Source organism: Enterobacter sp. MEB024 (assembly GCF_030209635.1).
Taxonomy (GTDB): Bacteria; Pseudomonadota; Gammaproteobacteria; order Enterobacterales; family Enterobacteriaceae; genus Enterobacter; species Enterobacter ludwigii.
Window position 1 is genome coordinate 41,864 of record NZ_JARVRQ010000011.1, and the last position, 13,956, is coordinate 55,819.

Consider the following 13,956-nt stretch of genomic DNA (forward strand, 5'->3'; position numbering starts at 1 on the left):
ACATTTTCATTCCCTGCCATAAGTCAGATGACTGCACAATATGTTAAATTTTCGTTAATTTATAGCAGGCTATCTACTTGCTTAATTTTTGTATTCTCGCCAGACTATGGCCTCCATTTCGGGAGGGATTCATGGTCTTGCATTCCACGCGCTGGCTGGCGCTCAGTTATTTCACCTATTTCTTTAGCTACGGTATTTTTCTGCCTTTCTGGAGCGTCTGGCTCAAGGGGATCGGCCTGACGCCCGAGACCATAGGTATCCTGCTTGGCGCTGGTCTGGTGGCACGTTTCCTGGGAAGCCTGCTGATCGCACCGCGCGTCAGCGATCCCTCCTTGCTGATTAAGGCGGTACGCATTCTGGCGCTGTTGACGCTGGTCTTTGTCGCCTGTTTCTGGGTGAGCCACCAGTTTGCATGGCTGATGGTGGTGATGGTCGGTTTTAACCTCTTTTTCTCGCCGCTGGTTCCGCTGACGGATGCCCTGGCAAACACCTGGCAAAAACAGATAACGATGGATTATGGCCGCGTGCGGCTGTGGGGCTCAATTGCCTTTGTCATCGGCTCTGCAGTGGTGGGTAAACTGGTTAGCCTTTACGATTACCGTGCGATCCTTGCGCTGCTGAGTATCGGCATTGCCTCCATGCTGCTGGGGATGCTGTTGCGTCCATCGGTAATGCCGCAAGGTGAGGGCCGTCATCATGAAAGCGCCGGCTGGCCGGCCTGGCGAAGCCTGGTGGCACAAAGCTGGCGTTTCCTGGCCTGCGTCTGTCTGCTGCAGGGCGCGCACGCGGCGTACTATGGTTTCAGCGCCATCTACTGGCAGGGGGCAGGGTACTCCGCATCTGCAGTGGGTTACCTGTGGTCGCTCGGTGTGGTCGCTGAGGTGATTATCTTCGCGCTGAGCAAAAAGCTGTTCCGGCGCTTCGGCGCGCGCGATCTGCTCCTGCTTTCTGCTGTCTGTGGTGTCGTACGGTGGGGCATTATGGGCTGGACGACGGAGCTGCCGTGGCTGATCGTGGCGCAAATTCTGCACTGCGGTACCTTCACGGTATGTCATCTGGCGGCCATGCGCTATATCGCCGCGCGTGAAGGCGGGGATGTCATTCGGTTGCAGTCGGTTTATTCGGCGGTGGCGATGGGCGGCAGCATTGCGGTGATGACGGTCTTTGCGGGCTTCCTTTACCAGCATCTGGGACACGGGGTCTTCTGGGTCATGGCGCTTGTCGCCCTACCGGCGATGTTCGTTCGCCCTAAAGTCGCCGCGCGCGCGTAGCTACGATTCCAGCATGGCGCGAATATGTTCTTGCTGCTGCGTGTTCAGCGTCTCAACGGCGTGGATCAGCGGTGGTGAGAACAGGGGCAGGGCGGTCGGATAAGGGGTGATGACCAGCGCCGCTTCGCGCGGTGCCCCCTCTTTCTGATAAGCCTGCAGCGTCTGATATCGAATGTTGAGCGGCAGCAACGTCAATTCGCGCAGTTGCTGCTCTATCACGTCCTCACAGGATTTATCCTCTCCCGTCAATAACACCACCTGCTTCTCATGCAGATCGGTCTCCTGCATCAGCCAGGCGCCGAAAATGACCGCCACCAGGCTCATCTCTTCATCAGAAAAACGCAGCCCGAATTCCGCTTCCAGCTCAAACAACGCCTCTTTGGTGGTGCGTAACAGGCGGGGGTAGAGACGATGGATCTCTTCCGGCAGGCTATTGTCGATGCCTATCTCAAACAGCGAACGGTCCAGCGCCTGGGCCAGATGAATATAAAGCTGATCGGTCAGCCCCTGTTCATCGCTGAAGTTCATCCCGGTTTGCGCCCGAAAACGGGCGACCATGCGCACAATTGCCCGACGCAGGCGCTGATCCTGCTGATGCTTATCAAGCACAGGGTCAGGGATGCGCAGCATCATAAAAAGCAGTGCAAGAAACAGTTGTTCATCGCTGTGGGTCCCTTGTGGCACGCGGCGTTTCCAGTGACGAACAATCTCCTGAGCGGTGAAATATTCCCCTCTTGATTGCGTCCAGTTACGCTGCACCGATGAAAACTGCGGGGTATTCCCCAGATGATGCTGCATCAGGCAATACTGCAGATAGAGCTGCAAAAACTGTACGTCCCGGCAATCAAACGGGCGCTGAAGCTTGCGCGAGCAGAAGCTGATCAACGCCCGCAGGTTGGTATCGTCATAGAGAGGCCGGGCAATGCCCTGCTGTTTAAGCGCGGTTTTCAGCGCGGGGGTAAACTGATGCGAAACGAATTGCGGACACAGCCGCATAGCCCTGCGCAGCCAGTGCAACAGGCATAAACGTTGATTCAGGGCTGAGCCTTCAATCCGGTAGCTGCCGTCATGGTACGTGACGATGTCGAGCCGGTGATAGCGCTGGATTTCATCGCGCGTCTCGGCTATATCTTGCCGTGCCATAGCGTCGTCCACGCCATTGGCAGCGATAATGCTCTGTGCGGTAACGGCAGCATCGGGCAGGTAAAGCATTAAAAGCACCTGGCAGCGGCGCTGCGAACTGGAAAGCACAGATGGAATTTCAAGCGTCGTCATCATCTGTCGGGTATCCAGTGGGAATGTTTGATAAGAATAGCTAAAGGATGGGCGCTGAAAAGCGCGCCGGCAGGCCTTTCACTCAGGATTGCTGGCGAACATCACAGAATTTATGACGTGAGGAATTGATGCAAACAGTTAAACAAAGCGCAATGGCGTTATTTTTGACGGTGATCCCCTTTGCTGTCGTCGCGCATCCTCACAGTTTTATCAGCCTGAAAACCGAGCTGGTAACGGACGGAACGCAGCTCAGTGGCCTGAAAATGCGCTGGACGATGGATGAAATCACCTCGGCTGACCTGCTGTACGATGCCGGGAATGCAAAACCCGGGGATGAAATCTGGAAAAAGCTGGCGGCGGAAGTGATGGCCAACGTGCTTGGTCAGCACTATTTCACCGAGTTCTGGCACAACGGACAAAAGGTGAAATTTATGAATCGGCCGACGGAATATGGCATGACCCGCGACGGACATCAGGCGGTACTGACGTTTGTCCTGCCGCTGGCGCATCCGCAGCCGCTGGCTGGGCAGACCTATACGTTTTCCACCTTTGATCCCACTTACTATGTCGATATGCATTACGCAGAGGAGAGTGATGTGACGCTACCGGCAGCCCTGCAAAAAATCTGCACGATGGCAATGCACACGCCAAAACCGAGCGAAGAGACGCTCAATTTTGCGGTCTCTCTCGATAAAGAAGATGCACCACCCGAAGACATGGAGCTGGGTAAACAGTTCGCACAGCAGGTGACGTTGCAATGTCAGTGATCGCATCTCCGGCACGAAAATCACGCCGCTGGCTTCATCTCTGGCCGCTGGCGCTCTTTTTGCTGCTGGCCGTGTGCGGCGCGTTGTGGCTATGGCACGCCTGGCCGCAGGTGATGATGAAAAGCATTGTCTGGCAGCGCGAGGTCAACCAGCAGATGAGTGGCTTACTGAAGGCGGTGGCGGAGAACCCGACGAAGGCAGGCGGTTCTCTTCTGGCCTTCAGCTTTCTCTACGGTGTCCTGCATGCGCTGGGGCCGGGACACGGCAAAATTGTGATCGCGACCTGGCTTGCGACCCATCCGTCCAGGCTCAAATCAAGCATTGGGTTGACCCTCGCATCTTCGCTGCTTCAGGGCGGCGTGGCGATTGCGCTGGTGGTGGTCGTCCTGTCGTTATTACGCCTTCCTGCTCGTCAGCTGCATATTAGCAGTTTCTGGCTGGAGAAGGGCAGTTACGCGCTGGTCGGTGTGCTGGGCTTGCTCCTGTGCTGGCGGGCACTGAAAAAACTGCGGACTTTGCTGCACAAACCCCAGTTCAGGGCTTTTACGCCGCACCATGAACACACTGCGAACTGCGGCTGTGGACATCAGCATCTGCCGACGCAGGCGCAGCTGCAGAACGGTGATGACTGGCGAGCGCGGCTAATGGTTGTGCTCTCAATGGGCATGCGTCCGTGTTCAGGGGCAATCATGGTGCTGTTGTTCAGTAAGGTGATGGGTGTATTTGGCTGGGGAATGCTCTCGGCATTGGCCATGGCGGCCGGGACGTCACTCACGATTTCGTCACTGGCACTGCTGGTGCACAGTTTCCGTCAACTGGCGGTCAAACTCAGCGGCAATAAAACGCCGGTGCTGTGGCGGCAGGTCGGATGGACAACGCTCGCGCTGGCGGGCGGGATGATTCTGCTGGTGGCTGCGGTAACGATGTGGATGAGCGCGGTGCCGGTGGGAAGGGGATTAAGGCCGTTTTAGTCAGGTACAGCATGGTGCCCTTTCCCGGCGGGAGAGGGCACCGCAGGCTGGATTAACGCTTCAGCGCGTCGCTCAGCTCATCACGCATGTTTGCCAGCATGGCTTTAACAACACGTGGGTTACCTGCAACGATGTTGCCAGTCGTCAGATGGTTGTGGCCGCCGGTGAAATCGCAAACGATGGCGCCTGATTCACGCGCGATCAGCTCGCCCGCTGCAAAATCCCATGGCTTCAGTGACAACTCAAAGTAACCGTCAACGCGACCGGTAGCCACATAGGCCAGGTCCAGCGCGGCAGAACCGGTGCGACGGAAGTCCGCGCATTCGGTGAACAGTTTGCCCAGGATATTCATGTAAGTGGTTGCGTGCTGCTTCGCCTTGAACGGGAAGCCGGTTGCCAGAATGGTACCGTCGAGGTCGCGTGCATTGCTGCAGCGCAGACGGTAGCCGTTCAGCTGCGCGCCCTGACCGCGGGTCGCGGTGAACAGTTCGTTACGCATTGGATCGTAAACCACGGCGACTTCAGTACGGCCTTTAATGCGTACAGCGATAGACACGGAGAAGTGTGGCAGACGTTTGACGAAGTTGGTGGTGCCATCCAGTGGATCGATAACCCATTGAACATCCTGATCGGTACCTTCAAGTTCACCGCTTTCTTCGGTGATGATGGTGTGCTGCGGGTAAGATTTGCGGATGGTATCGATAATAATCGCTTCAGCGGCTTTATCGACGTTGGTTACGAAATCATTGCTGCCTTTCTGGCTGGTTTCAACAGAATCTGGCGTTTCGTAGTGCTTGGCAATTACATTACCCGCCTTGCGCGCTGCGCGCACGGCGATGGTCAGCATCGGATGCATCGGTCTCTCTCACTGGATGTTAAAGAACGGGAAAATCGGCGCAGAGTATAGCAGCGAGATCGGAATATGTCTCTCGTTTATGATAATATGGCCGAATATTCTTCAGACACAGAATCCAGACATTAAAACTATGCTGCAAAACATTCGAATCGTGCTGGTCGAAACATCGCACACTGGCAATATGGGCTCCGTAGCCCGCGCTATGAAAACCATGGGCTTAACGAACCTGTGGCTGGTTAACCCACTGGTGAAACCCGACTCACAGGCTATCGCTCTGGCTGCGGGTGCCAGCGATGTCATTGGTAACGCGCAGATCGTGGATACCCTGGACGAAGCCCTGACAGGGTGCAGTCTGGTGGTCGGGACCAGCGCCCGCTCCCGTACACTGCCGTGGCCGATGCTGGATCCGCGTGAATGCGGTATGAAAAGCGTCTCTGAAGCCGAACAGGCTCCTGTAGCGCTGGTGTTTGGCCGTGAACGCGTGGGCCTGACCAACGATGAACTGCAGAAGTGCCATTACCACGTGGCCATTGCCGCTAACCCGGAATACAGCTCCCTGAACCTGGCAATGGCCGTTCAGGTGATTGCCTATGAAGTGCGTATGGCGTGGCTGGCGACGCAGGAAAAAGCAACGGCAGAGCCGCAGGAAGAGGCCGTCTACCCGCTGGTGGACGATCTGGAGCGCTTCTATGGTCACCTGGAGCAGACCCTGCTCTCTACCGGTTTCATCCGTGAAGGTCACCCGGGGCAGGTAATGAACAAGCTGCGCCGCCTGTTTACTCGTGCGCGTCCGGAAAGCCAGGAACTGAACATTCTGCGCGGGATTCTGGCGTCGATTGAGCAAAAGAATAAAGAGTAGTGCCCATCCTGGTGATACGGCACGGAAGGTTAAATACCTGACTAAAACAGTCAAGTAAATAGTTGACCATTTTAGTCAGGAATGTCAGACTTGGCCCTGCTATGCAATACCCCCATTTTACTATAAAAAACCCCGGGCAGGGGCGAGTTTGAGGTTAAGTAAGACATGAGACTGACATCTAAAGGGCGTTATGCCGTGACCGCGATGCTGGACGTTGCGCTCAACTCCGAAGCGGGCCCGGTTCCGTTGGCTGATATTTCTGAACGACAAGGGATCTCCCTCTCCTATCTGGAGCAGCTGTTCTCCAGACTGCGTAAAAATGGACTGGTTTCCAGCGTTCGTGGCCCAGGCGGCGGTTATCTGCTGGGTAAAGACGCGGGCAGTATTGCAGTTGGCGAAGTGATCAGTGCCGTTGACGAATCCGTTGATGCGACCCGTTGCCAGGGTAAAGGCGGCTGCCAGGGCGGCGATAAGTGCCTGACCCACGCGCTGTGGCGCGACCTGAGCGATCGTCTGACCGGCTTCCTGAACAACATCACCTTAGGTGAGCTGGTAAATAACCAGGAAGTTCTGGATGTCTCTGGCCGTCAGCACAGCCAGGACTCCCAACGCAGCACCCGCGGGCAGGACGCGATCGACGTCAAATTACGCGCGTAATAAAAAGATAAGTATTTCAGAATCAGGCCGGAGCGTTCGCTCGCTCCGTGTACTCGGTCGTACATCCAGCCGGTTGCCTGATTCCTTGCATTGAAGCGATGTACGGAGTTTATAGAGCAATGAAATTACCGATTTATCTCGACTACTCCGCAACCACGCCGGTGGACCCGCGTGTTGCCGAGAAAATGATGCAGTGTCTGACCCTGGACGGAAACTTTGGTAACCCAGCTTCCCGTTCACACCGTTTTGGCTGGCATGCTGAAGAGGCGGTAGATATCGCCCGTAATCAGATTGCTGACCTGGTGGGTGCCGACCCGCGTGAGATTGTATTCACCTCCGGTGCGACCGAATCCGATAACCTGGCGATCAAAGGTGCGGCCAACTTTTATCAGAAAAAAGGCAAGCACATCATCACCAGCAAAACCGAACACAAAGCCGTGCTGGACACCTGCCGTCAGCTCGAGCGTGAAGGTTTCGACGTGACTTACCTGGCACCACAGAGCAACGGTATCATCGACCTGAAAGAGCTCGAAGCGGCCATGCGTGATGACACCATTCTGGTCTCCATCATGCACGTAAACAACGAAATTGGCGTTGTGCAAGATATCGCGACCATCGGCGAAATGTGCCGTGCGCGCGGCATCATCTACCACGTAGACGCCACCCAGAGCGTGGGCAAACTGCCTATCGATCTGAGCCAGCTGAAAGTGGACCTGATGTCCTTCTCCGGCCACAAAATCTATGGCCCGAAAGGTATTGGTGCACTGTACGTTCGTCGTAAACCGCGTATCCGTATCGAAGCACAGATGCACGGTGGCGGTCACGAGCGCGGTATGCGTTCCGGTACGCTGCCTGTTCACCAGATCGTGGGTATGGGCGAAGCTTACCGTATTGCGAAAGAAGAGATGGAAACCGAGATGGCGCGCCTGCGCACGCTGCGTAACCGTCTGTGGGATGGCGTGAAAGATATGGAAGAAGTGTATCTGAACGGCGATCTCGAACAGGGCGCACCAAACATTCTCAACGTCAGCTTCAACTATGTTGAAGGTGAATCGCTGATTATGGCGCTGAAAGACCTGGCGGTTTCTTCCGGTTCTGCCTGTACGTCTGCAAGCCTGGAGCCATCCTATGTGCTGCGCGCACTGGGCATGACTGACGAGCTGGCACACAGCTCTATCCGTTTCTCTTTAGGTCGTTTCACTACCGAAGAAGAGATTGACTACACCATCAAGCTGGTTCGCAACTCCATCGGTCGTCTGCGTGACCTTTCTCCACTGTGGGAAATGTTCAAGCAGGGCGTGGATCTGAACAGCATTGAATGGTCACATCACTAATCGGTACATAAGGAGAATTCAACATGGCATACAGCGAAAAAGTTATTGATCATTACGAGAACCCGCGCAACGTTGGCTCTTTTGACAACAGCGACGAAAGCGTAGGTAGCGGTATGGTCGGTGCGCCAGCGTGTGGCGACGTGATGAAGCTGCAGATTAAAGTCAACAATGAAGGTATCATTGAAGACGCGCGCTTCAAGACCTACGGCTGCGGTTCTGCTATCGCCTCCAGCTCCCTGGTCACCGAATGGGTGAAGGGCAAGTCTCTGGACGAAGCACAGGCAATCAAGAACACGGATATTGCTGAAGAACTCGAACTGCCACCCGTGAAAATTCACTGTTCTATCCTGGCAGAAGACGCGATCAAAGCCGCCATTGCGGATTACAAAAGCAAACGTGAAGCAAAATAATTGAGGTTTGAGTATGTCGATTACCCTTAGCGACAGCGCTGCCGCGCGAGTAAGCTCTTTTCTGGCGAACCGTGGTAAAGGCTTTGGCCTGCGACTGGGCGTACGTACCTCCGGCTGTTCTGGTATGGCTTACGTACTGGAGTTTGTTGACGAACCGGCGTCTGATGACACCGTGTTTGAAGACAAGGGCGTGAAGGTGGTGGTCGATGGCAAAAGCCTGCAATTCCTCAATGGCACTCAGCTGGACTTTGTAAAAGAAGGCCTGAACGAAGGGTTCAAATTCACGAACCCGAACGTCAAAGACGAGTGTGGTTGCGGCGAAAGCTTCCACGTTTAACCGCGCGTCATCCGAAACCCCACCGCAGGACTCCTGTGCGTGGGGTTTGTTCTAACAGGCTACCCCTGAGATTGTTATGGATTACTTCACTCTCTTCGGACTACCCGCTCAATACCCGATTGATCTGCAGGCGCTGACGATCCGCTTCCAGGATCTGCAGCGTCAGTATCATCCGGATAAATTCGCCAGTGGTACTCAGTCAGAGCAATTGGCTGCGGTATCGCAATCTGCGACCATCAATCAGGCCTGGCAGACGCTGCGCCATCCACTGTCTCGCGCTGAGTATCTGCTCTCGCTTCATGGCTTTGATCTGGCGAGTGAACAGCACACCGTGCGTGATACGGCGTTTTTGATGGAACAGCTGGAACTGCGTGAAGAGCTGGATGAGATTGAACAGGCCAAAGATGAAGCGCGTCTGGAAAGCTTCATCAAGTGCGTAAAAGGCATGTTCGATACCCGCCATCAACTGATGGTGGAGCAACTGAACAACGAGACCTGGGATGTGGCGGCAGACACTGTGCGCAAACTCCGTTTTCTCGATAAACTGCGAAGCAGTGCTGAACAACTCGAAGAAAAGCTGCTCGATTTTTAATTTCGGAAGCAATTATGGCCTTATTACAAATTAGTGAGCCTGGCTTAAGTGCCGCACCGCACCAGCGTCGTCTGGCGGTAGGTATTGATCTGGGCACCACCAATTCTCTCGTGGCGACCGTGCGAAGCGGCCAGGCGGAAACGCTGGCTGACGAGCAGGGCCGTCATCTGCTGCCTTCCGTGGTCCACTACCAACAGCAGGGCCACGCGGTTGGCTACGACGCACGCGCGAACGCCGCGCGCGATCCGGCGAACACCATCAGTTCCGTAAAACGCATGATGGGCCGCTCCCTCGCCGATATTCAGACCCGTTATCCGCATCTGCCGTATCAGCTGCAGGCCAGTGAAAACGGCCTGCCAATGATTGCCACGGCAGCGGGGCTGCTGAACCCGATCCGCGTTTCTGCTGATATCCTCAAAGCGCTGGCGGCGCGTGCTACGGCAACGCTCGGCGGCGATCTCGATGGCGTGGTCATTACCGTTCCGGCCTACTTTGATGATGCACAGCGTCAGGGCACCAAAGACGCGGCGCGTCTGGCGGGACTGCACGTTCTGCGCCTGCTGAACGAACCGACGGCGGCCGCCATTGCCTACGGCCTGGACTCCGGTCAGGAAGGGGTGATTGCGGTTTACGATCTGGGTGGCGGGACCTTTGATATTTCTATCCTGCGCTTAAGCCGTGGGGTGTTTGAAGTGCTGGCTACCGGCGGTGATTCTGCGCTGGGTGGCGATGACTTCGACCATCTGCTGGCCGATTTCATTCGCGAGCAGGCGGGTATTCCCGATCGCAGCGATGCACGCGTGCAGCGTGAACTGCTGGACGTGGCCATCGACGCGAAAATCGCGCTGAGCGATGCGCAGTCTGTCACCGTCAACGTGGCGGGCTGGCAGGGGGAAATCACCCGGGAACAGTTTAACGACCTGATCGCGCCTTTGGTGAAACGCACTCTGCTGGCCTGCCGTCGCGCACTGAAAGATGCGGGCGTTGAGGCTGACGAGGTGCTGGAAGTGGTCATGGTTGGCGGCTCCACGCGCGTACCGCTGGTGCGTGAACGTGTGGGGGAATTCTTTGGCCGCACGCCGCTGACGTCCATCGACCCGGATAAAGTGGTTGCCGTGGGCGCGGCTATCCAGGCGGATATTCTGGTCGGCAACAAGCCGGACAGCGAGATGTTGCTGCTGGATGTTATTCCGCTCTCCCTGGGTTTAGAAACCATGGGGGGACTGGTGGAGAAAGTCATTCCGCGTAACACCACCATTCCGGTGGCGCGCGCGCAGGAATTCACCACCTTCAAAGACGGCCAGACCGCGATGTCCATCCATGTGATGCAGGGCGAGCGCGAGCTGGTGCAGGACTGTCGTTCACTGGCGCGCTTTGCGCTGCGCGGTATTCCTGCGCTGCCTGCGGGCGGTGCGCATATTCGCGTTACCTTCCAGGTGGATGCGGACGGCCTGCTGAACGTCACGGCGATGGAGAAATCCACCGGCGTTGAGTCGTCTATCCAGGTGAAGCCGTCCTACGGCCTGACCGATGGTGAGATCGCCTCCATGATTCAGGATTCAATGAGCTACGCCGAACAGGATGTGAAGGCGCGTATGCTGGCAGAACAGAAAGTTGAAGCCGCACGCGTGCTGGAAAGTCTGAACGGTGCGCTCGCTGCCGACGCCGCGCTGTTAAGCGCCGCTGAGCGTCAGGTGATTGACGAGGCTGCCGCGCGCTTAAGCGCAGTGGCCGAAGGCAATGATGCTGATGCAATAGAAGAAGCCATTAAAAACGTTGATAAACAAACCCAGGACTTTGCTGCTCGCCGCATGGACAAATCTGTCCGCGTCGCGCTGAAAGGCCAGTCCGTGGACGAGGTTTAATATGCCAAAGATTGTTATTTTGCCTCATGCGGACCTCTGTCCGGATGGTGCTGTTCTGGAAGCGAAGACCGGTGAGACCATTCTCGATGTTGCCCTGCGTAACGGTATCGAAGTGGAACACGCCTGTGAAAAATCCTGTGCCTGCACAACCTGCCACTGCATCGTGCGTGAAGGTTTTGACTCTCTGGCCGAGAGCACCGAAGATGAAGACGACATGCTGGATAAAGCATGGGGTCTGGAGCCAGACAGCCGTTTGAGCTGCCAGGCTCTGGTGACCGATGAAGATCTGGTCGTGGAATTCCCACGCTACACCATCAACCACGCACGCGAGCACTGATATGGGACTGAAGTGGACTGACAGCCGTGAAATCGGCGAAGCGCTCTACGACGCTAACCCGGATCTCGATCCTAAAACCGTACGCTTCACCGATATGCATCAGTGGATCTGCGATTTAGACGATTTTGACGACGATCCAAACGCATCCAATGAAAAAATTCTGGAGGCGATTCTGTTAGTCTGGTTAGATGAAGCAGAATAAATCACCTTACGGGCTGCCTTCAGGCGGCCCGTTTGCTAATAAGGATAAATAAAATGACCGAAGCGATGAAGATTACGATCTCGAATCAGCCTGCTGACGCGCGCTGGGGCGAGAAAGCCACCTACAGTATCAACAACGACGGTATTACCCTGCACCTGACTGGCAACGATGATTTGGGTCTGATCCAGCGCGCGGCGCGCAAAATTGATGGTCTGGGCATTAAACATGTCACCCTGGACGGCGAAGGCTGGGATATCGACCGCAGCTGGGCATTCTGGGCGGGTTACAAAGGACCGAAAGGCAGCCGTAAACTCGAGTGGGCGACGCTCGACGAAGCGGGTCAGAAAGAGCTGGAAAGCCGTCTGACCATTATCGACTGGGTGCGCGATACCATTAACGCCCCGGCAGAAGAGCTGGGTCCTGAACAACTTGCGCAGCGCGCCGTTGATCTGCTGTGCGGCGTGGCGGGCGACAAAATGTCTTACCGCATCACCAAAGGTGAAGACCTGCGCGAGCAGAACTATATGGGGATCCACACCGTGGGTCGCGGTTCCGAGCGTCCTCCGGTATTGCTGGCGCTGGATTACAACCCAACCGGTGATAAAGCAGCACCGGTATTTGCCTGCCTGGTCGGGAAAGGCATCACGTTCGATACCGGCGGTTACAGCCTGAAGCAGAGCGCGTTCATGGACTCCATGAAGTCCGATATGGGCGGCGCGGCAACCATCACCGGCGCGCTGGCGTTTGCCATTACGCGCGGTCTGAACAAGCGCGTGAAGCTTTACCTGTGCTGTGCGGACAACATGGTGAGCGGTAATGCCTTTAAGCTCGGCGACATCATTCGCTACCGTAACGGTAAAAACGTGGAAGTGATGAACACCGATGCGGAAGGTCGTCTGGTGCTGGCCGATGGTCTCATCGACGCGTCTGCGCAGAAGCCAGAGCTGATTATCGACATGGCGACCCTGACCGGTGCGGCGAAAACCGCGCTGGGCAACGACTACCATGCGCTGTTCAGCTTTGACGACAAACTGGCAGCCCGCCTGCTGGCAAGTGCGGCCGCGGAGAACGAACCGTTCTGGCGTCTGCCGCTGGCCGAATTCCACCGCAGCCAGCTGCCGTCTAACTTCGCCGAACTGAACAACACCGCGAGCGCAGCCTATCCGGCGGGTGCGAGCACGGCGGCCGGCTTCCTGTCTCACTTCGTTGAGAACTATCACGAGGGCTGGCTGCACATCGACTGCTCCGCAACCTACCGTAAAGCGGCCGTTGAGCAGTGGTCTGCAGGGGCAACGGGACTGGGCGTGCGTACTATCGCGAACCTGCTGACTGCCGAGTAATTGTCTTTGTCCGGCGGCGCTGTGCTTGTCCGGGCCTACGGTTTTGTAGGCCTGTTAGCCTTGCGCCAGCCGACATTATGTTGAAGTAACCAAACTATGTCTGAAACGAAAAACGAATTAGAAACTCTGCTGGAACAGGCGGCGACCGAGCCCGCCCACCGTCCGGCATTTTTCCGCACGTTGCTGGAGTCCACCGTCTGGGTTCCGGGTACCGCAGCGGAAGGCGAACAGGTTGTTGAAGACAGCGCGCTGGACCTGCTCCACTGGGAGAAAGACGACGGCACGTCGGTGATCCCGTTCTTCACCTCGCTGGAAGCGCTGCAGCAGGCCGTTGAAGACGAGCAGGCGTTCGTGGTGATGCCGGTGCGCACTCTCTTCGAAATGACGCTGGGCCAGACCTTGTTCCTCAATGCCAAACTGCCAACCGGGAAAGAGTTCACCCCGCGTGAAATCAATCATCTGATTGGCGAGGAGGGCAACCCGCTCAGTACGCAGGAAGTGCTGGAAGGGGGCGAAACGCTGCTGTTGTCTGAAGTAGCCGACCCCCCTGCGCAGATGATTGATTCGCTGACCACGCTGTTCAAAACCCTCAAACCCGTGAGGCGCGCGTTCCTCTGCTCTGTTAAAGAGAGCACGGATGAACAGCCGGTACTGCTGATTGGCATTGAAGCAGATGGCGATATCGAGGAGATTATTCAGGCTGCGGGCAGTGTTGCCACCGATACGCTGCCGGGTGATGAGCCGATCGATATCTGTCAGGTGAAGAAGGATGAGAAGGGCATCAGCCACTTTATTACCGAGCACATCACGCCGTTTTACGAGCGTCGCTGGGGCGGATTCCTGCGCGATCTCAAAACCACCCGCATTATCTGATTACGCGGGG

The 13,956-nt window shown here is 56.2% G+C and carries 16 protein-coding genes; 14 read left to right on the forward strand and 2 right to left on the reverse strand.

All coding sequences use genetic code 11. The annotated features are described in order from the left end of the window. The first annotated feature begins 131 nt into the window (after positions 1-131). Complete coding sequence (locus tag QRN24_RS17145; RefSeq protein ID WP_183516104.1) at positions 132-1,271, forward strand: 3-phenylpropionate MFS transporter; 1,140 nt, start codon at positions 132-134, stop codon at positions 1,269-1,271. Here QRN24_RS17145 and csiE read toward each other — a convergent pair whose 3' ends face one another. After that, complete coding sequence (gene csiE, locus QRN24_RS17150; RefSeq protein ID WP_277491887.1) at positions 1,272-2,549, reverse strand: stationary phase inducible protein CsiE; 1,278 nt, start codon at positions 2,547-2,549, stop codon at positions 1,272-1,274. It abuts the gene before it with no gap. 125 nt (positions 2,550-2,674) lie between these two features. On the opposite strand from csiE, the gene QRN24_RS17155 reads away from it, so the two are divergent. Together QRN24_RS17155 and QRN24_RS17160 are read left to right on the forward strand one after the other, a co-directional pair. Further along, on the forward strand, positions 2,675-3,313 hold the full coding sequence (locus QRN24_RS17155) for a DUF1007 family protein (RefSeq protein WP_284942900.1): 639 nt from the start codon (positions 2,675-2,677) through the stop codon (positions 3,311-3,313). Continuing rightward, complete coding sequence (locus QRN24_RS17160; protein ID WP_284942901.1) at positions 3,304-4,284, forward strand: nickel/cobalt transporter; 981 nt, start codon at positions 3,304-3,306, stop codon at positions 4,282-4,284. The genes QRN24_RS17155 and QRN24_RS17160 overlap by 10 nt, the downstream gene beginning before the upstream one ends. Before the next feature lie 52 nt (positions 4,285-4,336). Here QRN24_RS17160 and suhB read toward each other — a convergent pair whose 3' ends face one another. Beyond that, on the reverse strand, positions 4,337-5,140 hold the full coding sequence (gene suhB / locus QRN24_RS17165; RefSeq protein ID WP_020883019.1) for an inositol-1-monophosphatase: 804 nt from the start codon (positions 5,138-5,140) through the stop codon (positions 4,337-4,339). A 130-nt stretch (positions 5,141-5,270) separates the two neighbouring features. On the opposite strand from suhB, the gene trmJ reads away from it, so the two are divergent. From trmJ to sseB, 11 genes are all read left to right on the forward strand, one after another. Further along, on the forward strand, positions 5,271-5,999 hold the full coding sequence (gene trmJ / locus QRN24_RS17170) for a tRNA (cytosine(32)/uridine(32)-2'-O)-methyltransferase TrmJ (protein WP_284942902.1): 729 nt from the start codon (positions 5,271-5,273) through the stop codon (positions 5,997-5,999). A 165-nt stretch (positions 6,000-6,164) separates the two neighbouring features. After that, positions 6,165-6,656 carry a Fe-S cluster assembly transcriptional regulator IscR gene (gene iscR / locus QRN24_RS17175; RefSeq protein WP_020883021.1) on the forward strand — a complete coding sequence of 164 codons (492 nt, stop codon included), beginning with the start codon at positions 6,165-6,167 and terminating at the stop codon, positions 6,654-6,656. A gap of 119 nt (positions 6,657-6,775) precedes the next feature. Then, entirely contained in the window at positions 6,776-7,990 is a 1,215-nt protein-coding gene (iscS, locus tag QRN24_RS17180) for a cysteine desulfurase (protein ID WP_020883022.1), read from the forward strand. Between the two features lie 23 nt (positions 7,991-8,013). Beyond that, positions 8,014-8,400 (forward strand): Fe-S cluster assembly scaffold IscU, encoded by a 387-nt coding sequence (gene iscU, locus QRN24_RS17185; protein WP_003860661.1) that lies wholly within the window; start codon positions 8,014-8,016, stop codon positions 8,398-8,400. A gap of 13 nt (positions 8,401-8,413) precedes the next feature. Next, positions 8,414-8,737, forward strand: coding sequence for an iron-sulfur cluster assembly protein IscA (gene iscA, locus QRN24_RS17190; RefSeq protein ID WP_003860659.1), 324 nt, complete (start codon positions 8,414-8,416; stop codon positions 8,735-8,737). 76 nt (positions 8,738-8,813) lie between these two features. Further along, a complete protein-coding gene (gene hscB, locus QRN24_RS17195; RefSeq protein WP_284942903.1) occupies positions 8,814-9,329 on the forward strand; it encodes a co-chaperone HscB in 516 nt (171 codons plus the stop codon). Between the two features lie 14 nt (positions 9,330-9,343). Continuing rightward, a complete protein-coding gene (gene hscA / locus QRN24_RS17200; protein ID WP_284942904.1) occupies positions 9,344-11,194 on the forward strand; it encodes a Fe-S protein assembly chaperone HscA in 1,851 nt (616 codons plus the stop codon). A 1-nt stretch (position 11,195) separates the two neighbouring features. Beyond that, positions 11,196-11,531 (forward strand): ISC system 2Fe-2S type ferredoxin, encoded by a 336-nt coding sequence (gene fdx / locus QRN24_RS17205; protein ID WP_014171179.1) that lies wholly within the window; start codon positions 11,196-11,198, stop codon positions 11,529-11,531. A gap of 1 nt (position 11,532) precedes the next feature. Then, positions 11,533-11,733 (forward strand): Fe-S cluster assembly protein IscX, encoded by a 201-nt coding sequence (iscX, locus tag QRN24_RS17210; RefSeq protein WP_014171178.1) that lies wholly within the window; start codon positions 11,533-11,535, stop codon positions 11,731-11,733. 53 nt (positions 11,734-11,786) lie between these two features. Then, positions 11,787-13,073: an aminopeptidase PepB gene (pepB, locus tag QRN24_RS17215; RefSeq protein WP_284942905.1), complete on the forward strand. Its 1,287-nt coding sequence runs from the start codon at positions 11,787-11,789 to the stop codon at positions 13,071-13,073. Between the two features lie 96 nt (positions 13,074-13,169). Then, a complete protein-coding gene (gene sseB, locus QRN24_RS17220) occupies positions 13,170-13,946 on the forward strand; it encodes an enhanced serine sensitivity protein SseB (protein WP_025203462.1) in 777 nt (258 codons plus the stop codon). The last annotated feature ends 10 nt before the right edge of the window (positions 13,947-13,956 follow it).

Coding starts and splice junctions, on each gene's coding strand:
- csiE (WP_277491887.1), bottom strand. CDS start 2,549: ATGATGACGACGCTTGAAATTCCATCTGTGCTTTCCAGTTCGCAGCGC.
- fdx (WP_014171179.1), top strand. CDS start 11,196: ATGCCAAAGATTGTTATTTTGCCTCATGCGGACCTCTGTCCGGATGGT.
- pepB (WP_284942905.1), top strand. CDS start 11,787: ATGACCGAAGCGATGAAGATTACGATCTCGAATCAGCCTGCTGACGCG.
- sseB (WP_025203462.1), top strand. CDS start 13,170: ATGTCTGAAACGAAAAACGAATTAGAAACTCTGCTGGAACAGGCGGCG.
- hscA (WP_284942904.1), top strand. CDS start 9,344: ATGGCCTTATTACAAATTAGTGAGCCTGGCTTAAGTGCCGCACCGCAC.
- suhB (WP_020883019.1), bottom strand. CDS start 5,140: ATGCATCCGATGCTGACCATCGCCGTGCGCGCAGCGCGCAAGGCGGGT.
- iscU (WP_003860661.1), top strand. CDS start 8,014: ATGGCATACAGCGAAAAAGTTATTGATCATTACGAGAACCCGCGCAAC.
- iscR (WP_020883021.1), top strand. CDS start 6,165: ATGAGACTGACATCTAAAGGGCGTTATGCCGTGACCGCGATGCTGGAC.
- iscX (WP_014171178.1), top strand. CDS start 11,533: ATGGGACTGAAGTGGACTGACAGCCGTGAAATCGGCGAAGCGCTCTAC.
- QRN24_RS17160 (WP_284942901.1), top strand. CDS start 3,304: ATGTCAGTGATCGCATCTCCGGCACGAAAATCACGCCGCTGGCTTCAT.
- iscA (WP_003860659.1), top strand. CDS start 8,414: ATGTCGATTACCCTTAGCGACAGCGCTGCCGCGCGAGTAAGCTCTTTT.
- QRN24_RS17145 (WP_183516104.1), top strand. CDS start 132: ATGGTCTTGCATTCCACGCGCTGGCTGGCGCTCAGTTATTTCACCTAT.
- trmJ (WP_284942902.1), top strand. CDS start 5,271: ATGCTGCAAAACATTCGAATCGTGCTGGTCGAAACATCGCACACTGGC.
- iscS (WP_020883022.1), top strand. CDS start 6,776: ATGAAATTACCGATTTATCTCGACTACTCCGCAACCACGCCGGTGGAC.
- hscB (WP_284942903.1), top strand. CDS start 8,814: ATGGATTACTTCACTCTCTTCGGACTACCCGCTCAATACCCGATTGAT.
- QRN24_RS17155 (WP_284942900.1), top strand. CDS start 2,675: ATGCAAACAGTTAAACAAAGCGCAATGGCGTTATTTTTGACGGTGATC.